The 18,451-nt window shown below is 74.5% G+C and carries 13 protein-coding genes; 5 read left to right on the top strand and 8 right to left on the bottom strand.

Features of this window, described 5'->3' with window-relative positions:
* Window positions 1–253: 253 nt before the first annotated feature.
* Window positions 254–1,294 carry a hypothetical protein gene (locus AC5RWQ_RS21590; RefSeq protein WP_494284496.1) on the bottom strand — a complete coding sequence of 347 codons (1,041 nt, stop codon included), beginning with the start codon at window positions 1,292–1,294 and terminating at the stop codon, window positions 254–256.
* Between the two features lie 50 nt (window positions 1,295–1,344).
* Between AC5RWQ_RS21590 and AC5RWQ_RS21585 the strand changes: the two genes are divergently transcribed.
* Window positions 1,345–1,932 (top strand): NUDIX hydrolase, encoded by a 588-nt coding sequence (locus tag AC5RWQ_RS21585; RefSeq protein ID WP_494284565.1) that lies wholly within the window; start codon window positions 1,345–1,347, stop codon window positions 1,930–1,932.
* 18 nt (window positions 1,933–1,950) lie between these two features.
* Here the strand turns inward: AC5RWQ_RS21585 and AC5RWQ_RS21580 are convergent, their stop codons facing one another.
* Window positions 1,951–3,042, bottom strand: coding sequence for a mannose-1-phosphate guanylyltransferase (locus AC5RWQ_RS21580; protein WP_494284495.1), 1,092 nt, complete (start codon window positions 3,040–3,042; stop codon window positions 1,951–1,953).
* A gap of 63 nt (window positions 3,043–3,105) precedes the next feature.
* The gene (locus AC5RWQ_RS21575) at window positions 3,106–4,251 is read right to left on the bottom strand and encodes a glycosyltransferase family 4 protein (protein WP_494284494.1); all 1,146 of its coding nucleotides are present in this window, start codon (window positions 4,249–4,251) and stop codon (window positions 3,106–3,108) included.
* A 149-nt stretch (window positions 4,252–4,400) separates the two neighbouring features.
* Here AC5RWQ_RS21575 and AC5RWQ_RS21570 point away from each other — a divergent pair, with 149 nt between their 5' ends.
* Window positions 4,401–5,090 (top strand): TIGR03089 family protein, encoded by a 690-nt coding sequence (locus AC5RWQ_RS21570; protein WP_494284493.1) that lies wholly within the window; start codon window positions 4,401–4,403, stop codon window positions 5,088–5,090.
* Window positions 5,091–5,092: 2 nt separating this feature from the next.
* On the opposite strand, the gene AC5RWQ_RS21565 is transcribed toward AC5RWQ_RS21570, so the two are convergent.
* Together AC5RWQ_RS21565 and AC5RWQ_RS21560 are read right to left on the bottom strand one after the other, a co-directional pair.
* A complete protein-coding gene (locus AC5RWQ_RS21565) occupies window positions 5,093–7,081 on the bottom strand; it encodes an acetoacetate--CoA ligase (protein ID WP_494284492.1) in 1,989 nt (662 codons plus the stop codon).
* A gap of 143 nt (window positions 7,082–7,224) precedes the next feature.
* Window positions 7,225–7,740: an acyl-CoA thioesterase gene (locus AC5RWQ_RS21560; protein WP_494284491.1), complete on the bottom strand. Its 516-nt coding sequence runs from the start codon at window positions 7,738–7,740 to the stop codon at window positions 7,225–7,227.
* 23 nt (window positions 7,741–7,763) lie between these two features.
* Between AC5RWQ_RS21560 and AC5RWQ_RS21555 the strand changes: the two genes are divergently transcribed.
* Window positions 7,764–8,423 (top strand): hypothetical protein, encoded by a 660-nt coding sequence (locus AC5RWQ_RS21555; RefSeq protein ID WP_494284490.1) that lies wholly within the window; start codon window positions 7,764–7,766, stop codon window positions 8,421–8,423.
* Between the two features lie 59 nt (window positions 8,424–8,482).
* On the opposite strand, the gene AC5RWQ_RS21550 is transcribed toward AC5RWQ_RS21555, so the two are convergent.
* Window positions 8,483–9,646 carry an acyl-CoA dehydrogenase family protein gene (locus tag AC5RWQ_RS21550; RefSeq protein WP_494284489.1) on the bottom strand — a complete coding sequence of 388 codons (1,164 nt, stop codon included), beginning with the start codon at window positions 9,644–9,646 and terminating at the stop codon, window positions 8,483–8,485.
* Window positions 9,647–9,892: 246 nt separating this feature from the next.
* Between AC5RWQ_RS21550 and AC5RWQ_RS21545 the strand changes: the two genes are divergently transcribed.
* Both AC5RWQ_RS21545 and AC5RWQ_RS21540 read left to right on the top strand, forming a co-directional pair.
* On the top strand, window positions 9,893–11,320 hold the full coding sequence (locus AC5RWQ_RS21545) for a UDP-glucose dehydrogenase family protein (protein WP_494284488.1): 1,428 nt from the start codon (window positions 9,893–9,895) through the stop codon (window positions 11,318–11,320).
* Window positions 11,321–11,476: 156 nt separating this feature from the next.
* Window positions 11,477–16,381: an SCO7613 C-terminal domain-containing membrane protein gene (locus tag AC5RWQ_RS21540; RefSeq protein ID WP_494284487.1), complete on the top strand. Its 4,905-nt coding sequence runs from the start codon at window positions 11,477–11,479 to the stop codon at window positions 16,379–16,381.
* 309 nt (window positions 16,382–16,690) lie between these two features.
* On the opposite strand, the gene purE is transcribed toward AC5RWQ_RS21540, so the two are convergent.
* Both purE and AC5RWQ_RS21530 read right to left on the bottom strand, forming a co-directional pair.
* Entirely contained in the window at window positions 16,691–17,182 is a 492-nt protein-coding gene (gene purE / locus AC5RWQ_RS21535; protein ID WP_494284486.1) for a 5-(carboxyamino)imidazole ribonucleotide mutase, read from the bottom strand.
* Window positions 17,183–17,220: 38 nt separating this feature from the next.
* Window positions 17,221–18,381, bottom strand: a complete 1,161-nt coding sequence (locus AC5RWQ_RS21530; RefSeq protein WP_494284485.1) for a 5-(carboxyamino)imidazole ribonucleotide synthase — start codon at window positions 18,379–18,381, stop codon at window positions 17,221–17,223.
* Window positions 18,382–18,451: the final 70 nt, after the last annotated feature.

Below are 18,451 nucleotides of genomic sequence, written 5' to 3'. Positions count from 1 at the left end.
AGGGGGAACCCACCAACCTCTCGCACTGTACCCGCCGGCACTTATCTCCACTTTTAAGCGTGGAGTGAAAGACCTCGACGCCCGGCGCCGGCGGTTGACATGCTGCTGTTGCCCGGTACGGCGTGCGAAGGGGTCTCCACTGCCACGCCCGGGTGACCTGGGGATCAGGATCGACGTCCGGGCGGCACCACGAGGGTCTGCGGCCTCACCTCCGCAGAGGTGTCGCCCGGGCGTCCGTCCGGCGCCGGGCCGGTCAGCCGATCCAGAGCGCGACCCGGTGGTCCTCGTCGGTGACGTAGAAGCACCGCCCGTCCGACTCGGCCAGCCCCTCCACGTGGTGGAACGGGGCCAGCTCCGCCACCAGCTCCGCGTCGACCCGGTGCCCGTCGTCGGCCGGCGGCCAGCTGAACCGGACGTGCCGGGAGGTCACCGGACCACCGGCCGGATGCTCGTCGAGCAGCACCGAGCCCTTGCCCAGGGCGTCGATCGAGCCGATCACCGCCGCGTACCCGCCGTCCGGGGTGGGCGTGACGGCCCGGAAGCCGACCAGCGCACCCGGCGGGGTCACCCCGGTCACCGCGTACGCCCGGCCGGCCCGCGGCCAGCCCCCGCCGCTGGTGAACATCTCCGGCACGCCGGCCAGTTCGACCAGGATCGGCTCGCCGTCGGCGGTCACCGGGAAGCGGAGGCCGAGCAGCACCGTGCCGTCCGGGGTGAAGGTGGCCGCCTCCACGTTCAGCGGCAGGTCGTCCGCGGTCAGCCGGGTCACCCAGCTCTTCGACCGGGACGTGCCCCGGGCCAGCGTCTCCACGATGAACCGGTCCCGCACCCGGTCACCCGGCGGCAACGGGGTGAACGCCGCCTTCAGCAGCGCGTCGTTGATCGCGCGGTGCAGCCGGAACCGGTTCCGCACCACCTGCACCTGCAGGGTGCCGGCCGCCGCGTCGTCCTCCCGGAACCGGGCCACGAAGGCCCGGCGGGGGCGCAACGGGCCGGCCTTGGATCCGAAGTGGGAGCCGAAGACGTACACCCAGCCGTCGTGGTGGGCCAGCGCCTCACCGTCCTCGGTGCGGGCGTTCTCCGCCCCCGCGTCGGCCGGTACGTGGTGGGCGACCCACTCACCGTCCGCGCGCTCGAACAGCAGGGCCAGGCAGCGCTCCACCGGCCCCTCGTCCAGCACCGTCCAGAAGCCCCGGCGGGCGCCGTACGCCCGCAGCAGCGCCGGGGAACGGACCGGCAACAGGTCGCTGGCCTCGTTGCCGGACACGACGAACTCGACGAGTCGCAGGGTCACCGGGACAGGGTACGGAGGCCGCGCTCGTAGAGTGTCCGGTGCCCGACATCCTGCCTGCCACCGGCCCGACCGCCGCCGCCTCGCCGACCGACCTGCTGCACGCGGACGCGGTCGCGCTGCTCACCGGCTGGGAGCCGACCAGCCCCGCCGCCGCGGCGGCCCGGGACCGTACCGTGGAGCTGCTGGCGGCGGGCCCGGTGACGATGGACCGGGCCCATCGCGCCGGGCACGTCACCGCCAGCGCCCTGGTGCTCGACGCCGACGGCACCCGGGTGCTGCTCTGCCTGCACGGGAAGTTCCGCCGCTGGGCGCAGCTCGGCGGGCACTGCGAGCCGACCGACCGGACGCTCGCCGGCGCCGCGCTCCGCGAGGCGACCGAGGAGTCCGGCATCGCCGGCCTGGTCATCGACCCGGTACCGATCGACGTGGACATCCACCCGGTGGCCTGCCACGGCGGCTCGCTGCACCACGACGTCCGGTTCGCGGTCGTCGCCCCGTCCGGCGCGGTGGAACGGGTCAGCGACGAGTCCGAGGCGCTGGGCTGGTTCCGGCCCGACCGGCTGCCGGAGCCGCTGGCCGGGGGTACCGCCCAACTGGTCGCCCCGGCACTGGCCGCGCTGGCCCGCCGCCGGGGCTGACCCCGGCCGCGCCGCGGCTCAGACCAGGCCCTCCTCGCCGCGCGCCTTCAGGTCGTCCACCAGCAGCTTGACGTCCTGGGCTCGGTCGCGCGGGCAGACCAGCACCGCGTCCGGGGTGTCCACCACGATCACGTCCCGCAGCCCGAGGGCGGCCACCAGGCGCCCGGACTGCGGCACCACCACCAGGCCGGCGCAGTCGTGCAGCAGGACGCCCGGCTTGGCGTCGGTGCCCAGCACCACGTTGCCCGCCGCATCGGCGGGGAGCACGTCGCCGAGGGTGTGGAAGTCACCCACGTCGTTCCAGCCGAAGTCCCCGGGCACGGTGGCCACCCGGCCGGCGGTCGCCGCGCCCTCCATCACCGCGTAGTCCACGGAAATCTTCGGCAAAGTCGGCCAGACGGCGCCGAGCGCCTCGTCCTGCTCGGGGGTGCCCCAGGCGGCGGCGATCGTGGTGACGCCGGCGTGCAGGGCCGGCTGCTGCCGGGCCAGTTCGGCGAGGAAGACGTCGACCCGCCAGACGAACATGCTGGCGTTCCAGAGGTGCCGGCCGGAGCGCAGGTACGCCTCGGCCACCGGCGCGGCCGGCTTCTCCTTGAACTCGATCACCGGCCGCAGCAGCCCGTCGCCGGTGGGCGCGCCGGTCTCCAGGTAGCCGTACCCGGTCTCCGCGTGGGTCGGGGTGATCCCGACCGTCATCAGCAGCCCCTGCTCGGCCCCGCGGACCGCCGCGCGGACCGTCTCCACCCAGGCCGCGGTGTCCCGGATCAGGTGGTCGGCCGCGAAGGATCCCATCACCGCCTCGGGGTCGCGCACCGCGATCACCGCGGCGGCCAGCGCGATCGCCGCGCAGGAATCCCGGGGCGAGGGCTCCACCAGGATGTTCTCCTCCGGCAGCACGGTCAGCTGCCGGGCCACCGCCGCCGCGTGCGCGGCCCCGGTGACGACCAGCGTGCAGCCCGGCGTGGCCAGTGGCGCCAGCCGGTCCACGGTCGCCTGGAGCAGCGAGGCGCTGCTTCCGGTGAGCGGGTGGAGGAACTTGGGGTGCCCCGCGCGGGACAGCGGCCACAACCTCGTGCCGCTGCCACCCGCCGGGATGACGGCGTAAATCACCCGCACATCATGCCCGAACCGCCACGGGCCAACCGTCGGGTCGCCCGTACCGGCAGCGCACGCTCAGGAACGGGCCCGGCTCCACGCCGCGATGTGCACCTCGGCGCTGGACTCCCAGGTGAACTCCTTGGCCCGATCGAAACCCGCCTTGGCCAGCGCCAACCGGCGCTGCTCGTCGTCGAGGAGAGCGGCCAGGTCGGTGGCGATCTGCTCCGGGTCCTCGCTGGTGTAGGCGACCGCGTCGCCGCCCACCTCCGGCAGGGAGAGCCGCGGGGTGGTCAGCACCGGGGCGGCGCAGGCCATCGCCTCCAGGATCGGCAGGCCGAAGCCCTCGCCGTACGACGGGTAGGCGGCCACCAGCGCGCCACCGAGGAAGCCGGGCAGGTCGGCGTAGCGCAGGTAGCCCGGGCGGAGCAGGCGCAGGTGCGAGGGGACCTCGGCGACCGCGCGGTCGATGTCGTCGTCGTGCCCCTGGCCGCCCGCGACCACCAGGGCCGGCGGGTCCTCCCGGTCGCCGACCGCCCGCGCCCAGCCACGGATCAGGTTGGGCACGTTCTTGCGGGGCTCCTTGGCCCCGAGGAAGGCGATGTAGCTGCTGCCGCCCAGGCCGAGGCGGGCCCGGACCCGGGCCTTCTCCTCCTCGCTGGGCGCGTGGAAGGCCGACTGGTCCACCCCGTGGTAGGCCACGTCGATCCGGGTCGGGTCGGCGTCGAGCAGGCGGATCAGCTCGTCCCGGGTGGCCTTGCTCGGCACGATCACCCGGTCGGCCCGACGCAGCGAGGTCTTGATGGCGCTGCGGAAGAACGTCCGGCGGGACTTGTCGTAGTGCTCCGGCTCGGTGAAGAAGGTCGCGTCGTGCACGGTCACCGTGACCGGGCAGCCGGCCCGCAGCGGGCAGGTGTAGAAGGGCGAGTGCAGCACCTCGGCGCCGACCTGCTGGGCCAGCAGCGGCAGGCCGGTCTGCTCCCAGGCGAGCCGCGCCGGGCGGTGCGCCACCGCGGCCGGAGCCGGGATGACCTCCGCCCCCGGCAGCATCCGGGTGTAGCGCTCCAGGTCGGTGCGGAGGCTGACCACGACCAGGTCCACCCCCTGCCCGGAGACGGCGCCCAGGGCGCCGAGCAGGCCGTCGACGTATCGACCGACACCACCGCGGTCGGCGGGGACACTCGTGGCGTCGATGAGCACGCGGGGCGGGCGACCGGCGGTCACGGGGCGACTCCTTGAACTGGCGGGTCTGTGGGCAACGACACTGCGGGGCAAGCCTACGCCGGAGCCCGGGTGGGACGCTGACTGCGACCCGACGGTACGCCGACTTGTCATCGTCGGGTACGGGTGCTGGCGGCGTATCGTTCGCGTCGATGGCCGACAACATTGCCCGGGTGTTCGCCGACGCGATCGCGTCCGATCCGACCCGACCGCTGCTGACCTGGTACGACGACGCGACCGGGGAGCGCACCGAGCTCTCCGGCGCCACCCTGGCCAACTGGGTGGCCAAGACCGCCAACCTGCTCGTCGACGAGCTGGCCCTCTCCCCCGGCGACCCGGCCGGGGTGCTGCTGCCGCCGCACTGGCAGACCGCCGCGGTGCTGCTCGGCTGCTGGTCGGCCAAGCTGACGGTGACCGACACGCCGGGCGACGTGGACGTGCTCTTCGCCGCAGCCGGCCGGGTCGCCGAGGCCGGCGACTGGTCGGCCGGCGACCGCTACGTGCTGGCGCTCGACCCGTTCGCCCTGCCGATGCGGCAGGTGCCGGAGGGCTTCGCCGACTTCGTGTCCGAGGTGCGCACCCACGGCGACCACTTCACCCCGTACCCCCAGGCCGGTCCGGCCGACGCCGACCTGCTGGCCCGCGCCCGAGCTCGGGCCGCGGACCTGGGCGTCGCCCCCGGCGACCGCGTACTCATCGACACCGCCACCCACCCGGACCCGGTCGACTGGCTGCTCGCCCCGCTGACCGCCCGCGCGACGGTCGTCCTCTGCGGCAACCTCGACCGGGCCCGGGTCGGGTCCCGGGCCACCTCGGAGAAGGTCACCCGCACCCTCACCTGAGCTCAGGCGGGGCTGGGGGTGTCGCTCTCGGCGCGGCGTTGGGCGAAGGCGGCGAAGGCCGTCAGCGACTCGGGGTTGGCCAGGGCGCCCTTGGCCGCGGCGCTGTCCACCGGGGTGCCGGTGAGGATCTTCTTGACCGGCACCTCCAGCTTCTTGGCTGAGAGGGTGCGCGGGACGGCCCTGACCTGGTGGATCTCGTCGGGGACGTGCCTCGGCGACAGGGCGGTACGCAGCTCGCGGCAGATCTTCTTCCGCAACGCGTCGTCGAGCTCCAGGCCCTCGGCGAGGACCACGAAGAGCAGCAGTTCGCCGGCGCCGCCCTCGTCGTCCTCCAGGTGCACCACCACCGAGTCGACGACCTCGTCCAGCCCCTCCACCACGGAGTAGAACTCGGCGGTGCCGAGGCGGACGCCGCCCCGGTTCAGGGTGGCGTCGGAACGGCCGGTGATCACGCAGCCGCCCCGCTCGTTGATGGTGATCCAGTCGCCGTGCCGCCACACCCCGGGATAGACCTCGAAGTACGCCTCGGAGTAGCGGCGGCCGTCCGGGTCGTTCCAGAAGCCCACCGGCATGCTCGGCATCGGCGCCGTGATCACCAGCTCGCCCAGCTCGCCGATGACCGGCGTGCCGTCGGCCGAGCGGGCCTCCACCTTCGCGCCGAGCGCCCGGCAGGTGATCTCCCCGGCGTGCACCGGCAGCAGCGGCACCCCGCCGACGAAACCGGTGCAGACGTCCGTGCCGCCGGAGAGGGACTGGAGCTGGAGGCGGTCGCCGACCGTCTCGTACACCCAGGTGAAGCCCTCCGCGGGCAGTGGGGCGCCGGTCGAGCCGACCCCGCGCAGCGCGGAGAGGTCGGCGATCTCCTTCGGCACCAGACCGGCCTTGCGGCAGGCCAGCAGGAACGGGGCGGAGGTGCCGAGGTACGTGGTGCCGGTCTCCTCGGCCAGCCGCCACAGCGCGCCCAGGTCCGGGTGGGCCGGGTTGCCGTCGAAGAGCACTATCGCCGCCCCCACCGCCGGGCCGGAGACCAGGAAGTTCCACATCATCCAGCCGGTGGTGGTGAACCAGAAGAACCGGTCGGACGGGCCCAGGTCGTGGTGCAGGGCCAGCATCTTCAGGTGCTCCAGCAGGATGCCGCCGTGACCGTGCACGATCGGCTTCGGCAGCCCGGTGGTGCCGGAGGAGTAGAGCACGTAGAGCGGGTGGTCGAACGGGACCGGGGTGAAGACCAGCGGCTCGTCGGTCGGCGCGGCCAGCTCGTCCCAGCCCAGCGCACCCTCCGGCAAGGCGGCCGCCGGGTCGAGGTACGCGATGCCGACGGTGTGCTCCAGCGACGGCAGGGCGGCCCGGATCGCGGCCACCTCGGCGCGCCGGTCCACCGGCTTGTCGCCGTACCGGTAGCCGTCCACGGCGACCAGGACCTTCGGCTCGATCTGCTGCCAGCGGTCGGTGACGCTGCGGGTGCCGAACTCCGGCGCGCAGGACGAGAAGATCGCGCCCAGGCTGCTGGTGGCCAGCAGCAGCACGTACGTCTCCGGGATGTTCGGCGCGTACGCCGCCACCCGGTCCCCGGCGACCACGCCGAGCCGGCGCAGCCCCGCCGCCACCCGACGGACCTGCTCGCGCAGCTGGGCGGCGGTCAGGGTGACCGGCGCGCGGGTCTGGCCGTGCGCGATCACCACCGGGTCGTCGTCGGCCCGGCCGGGCATCCGCAGCACGTTCTCGGCGTAGTTGAGCGTCGCGCCGGGGAACCAGCGCGCGCCCGGCATCGTCGCGTCGGTCAGGGTCGCCGTCGGCGGGGTGTGCGCGACCACCTCGAAGTGGTCCCAGATCGAGCGCCAGAAGGCGTCCAGGTCGGTGACCGACCAGCGCCACAGCGCGTCGTAGTCGGCGAACTCCAGCCCACGGTTCTCCCGCAACCAGCGCAGGTAGCCCCCGATCCGGGACCGCTCACGCACGTCCGCCGGCGGCGTCCACAGCACGTCACCCACTGCTCCACCCTCCCTGAGGCCCCGCACGACACTGTGAATGGGCCGTGGCGCCATCTTGCCCTACCTCGAAGCGTCATTCTCCGCACCGGGTGCCGGTGAGGGGGCGTGGCCGGCCCACACGCCCGGCCGGCCGGCTGTGTGGGTCAGCCCGCCCGGTGGGCCTGGATCGCCCGGCGCTTGGCCAGCCGGTGCGCGCGGCGGATCTCCGCCTCCTTGAACCGGCGCTCGTCCTCCGCGGTCTCCGGCAGCACCGGCCGGACCGCCCGGGGCGCGCCACCCACGTCCACCCCGACGAAGACCAGGTACGCGGTGGCCACCCGGACCGGCTCGTCCTCGGCCGAGTCCCAGCGCTCCGCCACCACCCGCACCCCGACCTCCATCGAGGTCTTGCCCGTCCAGTTCACCTGGGCGTGCGCGTGCACCAGATCGCCCACCCGGACCGGCTCGGAGAAGACGATCTCGTCGATCGACGCGGTGACCGCCGTGCCGCCGCTGTGCCGGGCCGCGGCCGCGCCGGCCACGTCGTCGACGAACTTCATCAGTACCCCACCGTGCACGGTTCCGTACAGATTGACATCGACCGCGGTCATGATGCGACTCAGCGTGACGCGCGAGTACGAGGTCGGCTTGCCAGGCAGGGTGGAGGGGTGCTCGGTCATGACGGAAACGGTACGGTGCGCGGATGCGACATCTCTGGAGCTTCCTCGCCGGGCTGGTGGTGGCGCCCATCACCTGGGCGCTGATCACCCTCGGGCAGGACGGGTCGGGCCGGACCGTGAACCGCTGGGTGGAGATCGGCACGTACAGCACGCCCAACCTGATCGAGCCGGCCGTGTACCTCAGCGTGGCCGGCATCCTGCTCGGACTGCTCGGCACCCTGCGCGTCTCGCCGCTCGGCCCCCTCGCCGCCGGGCTGCTGCTGATCACCCCCTACGTCGGGATGTTCCTCGCCCCGTTCACCGTGCTCGACCGGATCCCGGACGGTTGGAAGGTGCTCGGTGACCCGCTGCCACTGCGCCAGCCCGTGCAGAACGGCACGCTCTTCCTCATCGGCCTGCTGCTACTGATGGCGGTGTTCAGCGTCCAGCGCTGGCGGCGCTGGCCGGAGTCGACGACCGGGGCGGAGCTGACCCCGGCCGCGGACACGCCGCCGGAGAACACCTTCACCCTCGCCGACTGGCCGCCGGCCGGTGGCCGGAGCGAGCAGGACACCAACCCGCTCAGCCTCGGCTACCCGGAGCCCACCACCGACCCGCTGCCCCGGCGCAGCGGGAGCGAGTCGCCGTGGTCCGCGCCGCCGCGTTACGGCGCCCAGTCCGGCGGCACCACCGACCCCCGCTGAACGACCGCGGGCGGGCCGGTGATCCGGCCCGCCCGCCCGAGTTCGCGTCCGCGCCCGCCTCAGCCCTTGAGCAGCTGCCGGGCCATCACGATGCGCTGCACCTGGTTGGTGCCCTCGTAGATCTGGGTGATCTTGGCGTCCCGCATCATCCGCTCGACCGGGTAGTCCCGGGTGTAGCCGTAGCCGCCGAGCAGCTGCACCGCGTCGGTGGTGATCTCCATGGCGGCGTCCGAGGCGAAGCACTTGGCCGCCGCGCCGAAGTAGGTCAGGTCGGCGTCGCCGCGCTCGGACTTGCCGGCGGCGGCGTACGTCAACTGCCGGGCCGCCTCCAGCTTCATGCCCATGTCGGCGAGCATGAACTGGATGCCCTGGAAGTCGGCGACCGGCTTACCGAACTGCTTGCGCTCCTGGACGTACCCCTTGGCGTAGTCCAGCGCGCCCTGCGCGATGCCCACGGCCTGCACGGCGATGGTGACCCGGGTGTGGTCCAGGGTCTGCATCGCGGTGGCGAAGCCGGTGCCCTCCGCGCCGATCATCCGGTCCGCCGGGATCCGCACGTTGTCCAGGTAGACCTCGCGGGTCGGCGAGCCCTTGATGCCCAGCTTCTTCTCCGGCGCGCCGAAGCTCACCCCGGCGTCGGCCTTCTCCACCACGAACGCGGAGATGCCGCGGGACCGGGCTGTGGGATCGGTCACAGCGAAGACGGTGTAGTACTCCGAGACGCCCGCGTTGGTGATCCACCGCTTCACGCCGTTGAGCACCCAGTGGTCGCCGTCGCGCACCGCCTTGGTGGTCATCGAGGCCGCGTCGCTGCCCGCCTCCGGCTCGGAGAGGCAGTACGAGAACATCGCGTCGCCCGAGGCGACCCTGGTCAGGTACTTCTGCTTCAGCTCCTCGGAGCCGGCCAGGATCAGCGGCATCGTGCCGAGCTTGTTGACCGCCGGGATCAGGGAGGACGAGGCGCAGGCCCGCGCCACCTCCTCGATCACGATCGCCGTGGCCAGGGCGTCCGCGCCCGCACCGCCGTACTCGACGGGAATGTGCGGGGCGTGGAAGTCCGCGGCCCGCAGGGCGTCGTACGACGCCTTGGGGAACTCGCCGGTCTCGTCCGCCTCGGCGGCGTTGGGGGCCACCTTCGCGTCACAGACCTCGCGGACCGCCTCACGGATCGCGTCGTGCTCCTCGGGCAGCCGGTAGACGTCGAACGTCTGCTCTGCGGCCATGTCAGCCCTCCCCTTTCGCCGCTATCATGCGGCAGTCCGTGGCGTCCGGAGACAGCCGATCGCCGCAGACTGAAGGATAGCCACCCTGGTTCGCCGCACATTACCGGCGGGTAGGCTCGCGCCCGAGAGGCGCCGACAGGGCACAACTACCCTCAGGAGAGACAGGTTCCCATCGGTGCCCGGCCACGGCGCCGCAGCCGAATGCGACGCAGCGAAGCGCCGCCAGCGCGAGCGGAGAAGACAGGCGTGACGATCCCGTACCCGAACATCCAGCCGGTGCCGGCCATCGCCCCGGTGACGCCGCCCTCGGGTGCGCCGCGGCCCCGGGTCACCTTCCTCGGCACCGGCTACCTCGGCGCCACGTACGCCATCTGCTACGCCGAGCTGGGCTACGAGGTCCTCGGCTTCGACGTCGACGCCGACAAGATCGCCAAGCTGAACGCCGGTGAGGTGCCGATCCACGAGCCCGGCCTGGACGAGCTGCTCCGGCGCAACCTGGCGGCCGGCCGGCTGCGGTTCAGCACGGACATCCAGGAGACCGCCGACTTCGGCGACGTGCACTTCATCTGCGTGGGCACCCCGCAGCGCGCCGACGGGATGGGCGCCGACCTGTCGTACGTCGAGGCGTCGGTGACCAAGCTGGCCCAGCACCTGACCCGCAAGGCGCTGATCGTCGGCAAGTCCACCGTGCCGGTGGGCACCGCCGAGTGGGTGGAGCAGCTGGTCGGCAAGCACACCCCCACCGACCTGGGCGTCGAGGTGGCGTGGAGCCCCGAGTTCCTCCAGGAGGGCTTCGCCGTCGACGACGTGCTGCGTCCCAACCGGATCGTGGTCGGCGTGAAGAGCGAGTGGGCCAACGCCATGCTCTACGCCGCGCACAAGGGCGTCTTCGACCTGGCCGCCACCGAGGACCGCGAGGTGCCCCTGGTCGTCACCGACTTCGCCACCGCCGAGCTGGTCAAGGTAGCCGCGAACGCCTTCCTCGCCACCAAGATCTCCTTCATCAACGCGATGGCCGAGGTCTGCGAGGCCGCCGGCGGCGACGTCACCCAGCTGGCCCGGGCGATCGGGTACGACCCCCGGATCGGCAACCGGTTCCTCCAGGCCGGGCTCGGCTTCGGCGGCGCCTGCCTGCCCAAGGACATCCGCGCCTTCCAGGCCCGCGCCCAGGAGCTCGGCGCCGGCGAGGCGCTGCGCTTCCTGCACGAGGTCGACCTGATCAACCTGCGCCGGCGTACCCGGGTCCTCCAGCTCGCCGCCGACCTGCTCGGCCGCCGGTCCGGCCCGGCCGGCCCGGACTTCTCCGGCACCCGGATCGCCGTGCTCGGCGCGACCTTCAAGCCCAACACCGACGACGTACGCGACGCCCCGGCGCTCGCCGTCGCCGCGCTGCTCGCCAAGGCCGGCGCAGACGTGCACGTCTACGACCCGCAGGGCACCGAGAACGCCCGCCGGGTCGCGCCGGAGCTGACCTACGAGGCCAGCATGAACGACGCGGTGACCGGTGCCGACCTGGTCTGCGTGCTCACCGAGTGGGCCGACTTCCGCAACGCCGACCCGGTCGCCCTCGGCGAGCTGGCCGCCGGCCGCAAGGTGGTCGACGGGCGCAACTGCCTGGACTCCGCACTGTGGATCCAGGCCGGCTGGGAGTACCGGGGCATGGGCCGCCCCTGACATCGGGACCTGACGCGCCGGCCGGGAGCACACCTCCCCGGCCGGCGCGCTTTTTGTTGCCCCGGACGGAGCGCCAGGTGTCGAAATCCGCGCCGGCTCAAGGCATGCTGCGACAGTGGGAGTCCACAGTGCGGGCCGGCCGGGCGGAGGGGTGTCGTGGAGAGCTTTCAGTGCTCCTCGTGCGGGCGAAAGATCCAGCCGGCGGCCCGCTGCCCGCACTGCGGCGCCGAGCAGCCGCAGTGGCGCGAGCACCTGGCGGAGATCGAACGCTCCATCGCGGAGATGAAGGCCCGGGAGGCGGCGATCCTCGCCGAGCAGCGGCAGATCGCCGCCAAGATGCAGGCCGCCCTCTTCCAGCGGGACATCCTCGCCCACGCCGGTGAGGAGCGGACCCGGCAGGCCACCCGCCCGCGCCGGGTGCTGCGTCGCAAGGCCGACCGCAGACCGCCGACCGCCACCACCGGCGCGCCACCCCGGGTGCCCCGGCAGGGCGCCGCCCCGCCCGGGCCGGAGGATCCCCCGCCGTCCCGGCCCCGGGCCGCCGCCACCTGGCTGGACGTCGACGACCCGGAGCACCCGCCGGAGGCGTCGTCCCGGGAGGTGCAGAACATCCCGCTCGGGCTGGGCGCGCTGCTGCTGGCCGTGGCCGCGGTGGTCTTCGCCGCCGTCGCCACCAGCTCGATGGACGCGCTGGCCCGGCTCGGCATCCTGCTCGTCGCCACCGTGCTGCTGCTGCTCGCGCCGCCGGTGCTGGCCCGACGCGGGCTCACGTCCACCGCCGAGACCGTCGCCACGGTCGGCCTGCTGCTGGTGCCGCTCGCCGGGTACGCGCTCTGGGCGGTGGACCGGATCGGCGGCGGTGGCGCCTCCGGCGCGGTCTTCTCCGGCGTGATCTTCGCGGTCACCGCCGGGGTCGCCCTCGGGTACGCCACCGGCACCGGCCTGCGCGCACCCCGCTTCGCGGCGGTCCTCGCCGCCCAGCCGGTGCTGCCGCTGTTCGCGTACGACCGGGTCACCGGCCCCGGCGGCTGGGCGCTCGCGCTCACCGTGGTCGCCGTGCTCGACCTCTGGCTGGCCCGCTCCGGCGTGGTCATGGAACGACCGGTCCGCCGGGACCTCCCGCCCGAGGAGCCGACCGCGCCCCGACCGCGCACCGCCGCCGACGGCCGGCCCGAGGGGGCGCCCGAGGAGGCCGGCGAGGTGCTCGGCGGCACGACGGCCACCCCGGCCGCCGCCGCCGTCCGCCCGGTGCCGTGGCTGCCACAGCTGACCTGGCTGCTGCACGGCGCGGCGGTCGCGCTGGCCCTGGCGTACGCGGTCACCGCCCTGCTGCGCGCCACCACCGTACCGGCGGCCACCGGGGCCGGGGCGGCACTGCTGCTGGCCGCGGCGGTGGCCCTGACGGGGACGCTGGTGCTGCGCCGCCCGCCGCTGCCGGACCTGGGCGCCGGCATCCTCACCCTGGCCGTGATCGGCGCGCTGGGCCGGATCGCCTCGGTCGCCTTCCCCGGGCGGGCCCTGCTGCTCATCGCCGCGGTCATCACGCTCACCGGGCTGGCCGTCCGGGCCGTACCGGAGGCGGTCCGGCGCGGGCCGCAGCTCGCCTCGGCCGCGGCGCTCACGGTCAGCGGCCTGGTGGTCGCCGGCGGCGCGCTGCGGGCCGGCCTGGCCCCCGCCACGGCGGCGCTGCCCGCCTGGTCGGCCGACCTGGACCGGTTCCCCGCCGAGCTGGCGGCGGCCGTCGGCCCGGCCGACTGGCAGCTCGCGGGGGCCGCCCTGCTGCTCACCATCGCCGCCGTGCTGGCCCTACCCCCCGAGATCCGCCGGGAGTTCGCGGTGGTCGGCGCCGGGCTGACCGCGCTCGCCGTGCCGGCGTCGCTCGGCCTCGGCTGGGCGGTGGCGCCCTGGCCGATGGTGCTGGCCGCCGTCGGCGTCGGTGTGCTGGGGCTCTCCGCGACCACCGCCCGGGCCGCGCGGGTGCACGCCGGCACCGCCACCGTGGTGGGGATCATCGGCGCCGCGGCCGCGCTGAGCCGACCGGCGCTGACCGCCGCCGCACTGGCCATCCTCATGCTGGCCGGGGTGCTGGTGGCGCTGGCCCCCCGGGTACGGCTCGCCCTGGCCGCCGCCGACACGCTCTCCGGCTGGGCGGCCGGCGGCGCCGCGTTCGCCCTGCCCGGGGCGGTGGCTGCCTTCGTGGCCGCCACCGAGCCGGCCGGCCCGACGCCCACACCGGCGGTGCTACGGGAGCTGACCGTGCCGATCCTGGCGGCCAGCTTCCTGGCCGTCTGCGTCACCCTCGGCTACGCCGCGATGGTGCAGGTCTCGCAGCGACACATCAGCCCGCCGCACGCCGTGGGAACCGGGCTGGGCGCACTCGCGGTCGTCGGCGCCGCCTTCTTCGCTCCCGGCCGTACCGCCGCCGACGCCTGGGTGGCCGGGCTGCTGCTGATCGCCACCCTGCTGGTGGTCTTCGCCGGCCAGGTCGACGCGGGCCGCCGCTCCGACCTCGCCCTGGACGGCGCCGACCTGGCCGCCGCTGCGGTCACCGCCGCGCTGATCGCCACGCTCGCCCGAATCACCGCGGTGATCTCGCCCGGTGGGCAGCTCGCGGTGGCCGCCGGGCTGGTGCTGGTGGTCGCCGTCGCCGTCCGCGCCATGCCGGAGGAGTGGCGGCGCGGGCCGGTGCTGGGCATCGCGGCGGGCGCCACGCTGATCGGTGTGCTGGCCGGCTGGTCGGCCCTGCGCGGCGGGGTCGGCGCGCTGGCCACCCCGGGTCCGATCTGGGCCGGCGACCTGACCGGCTGGCCGGCCGCCCCGACCGGAGGCTCGACCTGGCAGGCCCCGGTCGCCCTGGCGCTGCTCGCGGTCGCCGCCGGGATTCTGCTGCCGCCGCCCTGGAAGTACGACGTCGCCGGGGCGGCCGTGGTGCTCGCCACCATCGGCACGCCGGCCGCCTTCGACCTGCCGTGGTGGTCGCCGGTGCTGGTGGGGCTGACCGTCGCCACCGTCCTGGGGATGGCCTCGGCGGCCTCGGCCGACCCGCGGGCCGGGCTGTCCCGGGCCACGGCGGCGGGCGTGGTCGCCCTGCACGCCGCCGGGGCGGGCCTGGTCCGACCGTGGACCACCGCGCTGGCGCTGGGCGGCATCGCGCTGATCGGCCTCACCGTCGCGGCCCTCGCCCGGACGCTCGCCCCGTCCCTGGTGGAGGACGTCGAAACCGAGGGGATGCCGCCGCACCTGGTGCAGATCGGCGGCGCCGCGGCGGGCGCCGGACTGCTGGCGCTGCCCGGCGCGGTCGCCGCCCTGGCCGCCGAGTTCGGCAACCCGGCCCAGGTGGTGCTGACCGCCGCCCTGGCGGCGTCCAGCTTCGGGCTGGCCGGGGTGGCCGCCGTCCGCAGGCAGGTCCCGCAGTACCTGCCGTACGCCAGCGCGGCGATCGTCGGCGGCGCGACGATCAGCGCGTTCGGCGCCATCGTGGCCCGGTTGCCCTCCGGGGTGTTCGCCGCCGCGGCGGCCCTGCTCGGGGTCCTCGCCGAACTGGTCCGGGCGGCCACCGTCCCGCCGGTCGGCTCGGCGCAGCCGGTACGCCGCTGGGCGGTGCTGCTGGACGGGGCGCTGCGCCGGCTGCCGGACGACGGCGGCGAGCGCCGCTGGCGACTCAACCCGGCGGCGGGGGCGCTGGCCGCGGCGGCGCTGCCGACCCTGCTGGCGCTGGCCTCGCTCGCGCCGCTGCTCTACGTCGCGCTGATCGAGCCGCACCGGATGCTCAACCACGTCTGGCAGGGGCCGCCGCCGGAGCTGCTGACCCCGCCGCCCGAGGTGACGGACCCGACACACGTGTTGACCGCGCTGCTGCTGACCGCGACGGCCGCGCTGGCGGCCACCGGGTTCAGCGGCCGACGGCGGTCCCGGGCGGTGCCGGTGGTGCTGCCCGGGCTGGCCGTGACGCTGCTGATCACCCCGATCGCGTTGGGCCGGGCGTGGCCGGAGAACACCCTGGCCGCCCTGTCGGTCTTCACCATCTCGATGCTGGGCCTGGCGCTGACCCCACCGCCGCCGCTGGCCGAGCGGGCCCGGTCGCTGCGGGTCACCCGGGTGCTGGTCTTCGTCATCGGGCTTGCCGCCGGCAGCGCCGGCCTGGCCGGGGGCCTCGCCGACCGGCGGCTGACCCTGATCACCCTGGGCGGGGCGGTGGCCGTCGGTACGGTTGCCGCGCTCCACGGCACCACCCAGCGGGCCCGCATCCTCGGCTGGCTCTTCGCCTCCCTGATGGCGCAGCTCTTCGTGCTCACCGCCGGCCTGGTGGCCGGGCTCGCCGCGGTCTGGTCGGCGTTCGGGGTGCTGGCGGTCGGGGCGGCGTTGCAGGTCTTCGCGGCCACCCTGCCGCGCCTGCGTCGACCGGAGGCACAACGCGAGGCGGCCACCGTGGAGTGGAGCGGGTACGCCGCCGCGCTCATCGCCCTGGCACTCGCCTTCGACTCACCGCGGCACATCGCCGCCCTGCTGGCCGCCTGGGGCGCCGTGCTCGGGGTCGCCGCGAGCCGGCCCGGGCGCCGGCCGATGGAACGGCAGATCCTCTTCTGGGCGGTGGTGGCCTGCGAGATCACCGCCTGGTGGATCCTCATGCGGGTCGCCGACGTGGCGCTGCCCGAGGCGTACACCCTGCCCTTCGCGGCGCTTGCCCTGCTGGTCGGGGTGATCGAACTGCGACATCGGCCGGACCTGACGAGCTGGGTGGCGTACGGGCCGGCACTGGTCACCGCGTTCGTGCCGACGCTGGCCATCGTGCTGGCCACCGACTCGAGCATGCTGCGGCAGGTGCTGCTGCTGCTCGGCGCGGTGGCGGTGCTGATCTTCGGATCGACCAGCCGGCAGCAGGCGCCGGTGATCGTCGGCGCGACGGTGACCGCGATCGCGGCGGTGCACGCCCTGTTCAGCCTCGGGCCGTGGCTGGTGCTGATCCCGGTCGGGCTGGTGCTGCTGGTGCTCGGGGCGAGCAACGAGCGGCGTCGCCGCGCCCAGGAACGCCTCCAGACCGCACTGCGCGGCATGAGGTGAAAGCGGCAGAACCGTCACGGAACGTTGCCTCACCGCCCGGCTCGGGCAACCTCCTCGCACCCTTTGCTCTGCTTAACCCACGGCAACGGACACGCTGGGTGAGGGCCGCCAGGCACGATCGCTGCCACCCCTGTCCCGTTTCTGCTGGTCGGCTGGGTGTTGCCTCCTGGGCAGCAGAGCAAAGGATGCAATGAGCCGAAGGCGCGGCGACGAGAATCTGGCGGAGAGTGACCATGGCGCGCCGTGACGCTGTGTCGGCAGCCTGGCACGCCACGCCTGGGGGCCTGCGGGCGACCGGGACGGGCGGCGTCAGCCCAGGGAGGTGCGGAGGGCGGCGTCCTTCTCGGCGACCAGGTCCTCCAGGCTCGCCTGGTAGGCGGCCATCCGCTTGAGCAGCGCCGGGTCGCTCGCGGCCAGGATGCGGACGGCGAGCAGCCCGGCGTTGCGGGCGTTGCCGATCGACACGGTGGCCACCGGGACGCCGGCCGGCATCTGCACGATGGAGAGCAGGGAGTCCATCCCGTCGAGGTGCTTCAGCGGGACCGGCACGCCGATCACCGGCAGCGGGGTCACCGAGGCGACCATGCCGGGCAGCGCGGCCGCGCCGCCCGCCCCGGCGATGATCACCTTGATGCCGCGATCGGCCGCGTCCCGGCCGTACTCGATCATCTTGACCGGGGTGCGGTGCGCCGAGATCACGGCCACCTCGTACGGCACCTCGAACTCGTCGAGCGCCTCGGCGGCGGCCTTCATCGTCGGCCAGTCCGAGTCGCTGCCCATGATCAGCCCGACGGTGCTCACGCTGGTTCCCTTCGTCGACGGCTGCGGGGACCGCGCGCTCACTCGTGCCCCTCGCGCAGCCAGCGGACGGCCCGCGCCGCCCGCGCCCGTACGTCGTCCAGGTCGTCGCCGAGCACCGTGACGTGCCCGATCTTGCGGCCGGGGCGCACCTGCTTGCCGTAGAGGTGCACCTTGGCGCCCGGCTCGGCGGCGAAGAGGTGGTGCAGCCGCTCGTCGATGGAGATCCCGCCCGGCTCACCACCGAGCACGTTCGCCATCACCACGACCGGGGCGGTCGGCGCGGTGTCCCCCATCGGGTAGTCGAGCACCGCCCGCAGGTGCTGCTCGAACTGCGAGGTGCGGGCGCCCTCGATGGTCCAGTGCCCGGAGTTGTGCGGGCGCATGGCCAGCTCGTTGACGACCAGACCCGTGTCGGTCTGGAACAGCTCCACCGCCAGCAGCCCGACCACGCCGAGCGCGGTGGCCAGGTCGATGGCGAGCTGCTGAGCGGCCACCGCCAGCTCCTCGGCCAGACCCGGCGCGGGGGCGAGCACCTCGACGCAGATCCCGTCCCGCTGCACCGTCTCGACCACCGGGTACGCGGCGACCTGCCCGAACGGCGAGCGGGCCACCTGCACGGCCAGCTCCCGGCGCAGCGCCACCCGCTCCTCGACGATCAGCGAGGTGCCACCGGCGAGCAGCGTGGCGGCCAGCTCGGCGGCCTGTCCGGCGTCTTCGACCATCCAGACGCCCCGGCCGTCGTAGCCGCCGCGGGCCGCCTTGAGCACCACCGGCCAGCCCTGCTCCTCGCCGAAGGCGACCAGGTCGGCGGGGACGGCGACGGGCCGCCAGGCCGGGTTCGGGGCGCCCAGCGCGCCGAGCCGCTCCCGCATGATCCGCTTGTCCTGGGCGTGCAGCAGCGCGTCGGCCGGCGGAAAGAGCCGCACACCCTCGTCGGCCAGCGCCCGGATGTGCTCGGTGGGCACGTGCTCGTGGTCGAAGGTGACCACGTCGCAGGCCTTCGCGAAGGTGCGCAGGGCGGCCAGGTCGGTGTGGTCGCCGTACTGAACGTCGGCGGCGACCAGGGCCGCGCCGTCGTCGGGGGCGAGCGCCAGCACGCGCAGCGACTGGCCGAGGGCGATGGCGGCCTGGTGGGTCATCCGGGCCAGTTGGCCACCGCCCACCATGCCGACGACGGGCAGACCGGTACGGGAATCCATAGCACCGCCAGCCTATCCGGGCGGCCGCCACCGCCGACCCGGAGGGCCGGCACCCGCCCGGGACATGACC

It is taken from the genome of Micromonospora sp. BS32 (genome assembly GCF_059089345.1).
The sequence above is the reverse complement of the archived record's forward strand: the minus strand, read 5'-3'. Positions and strand labels throughout refer to the sequence as shown.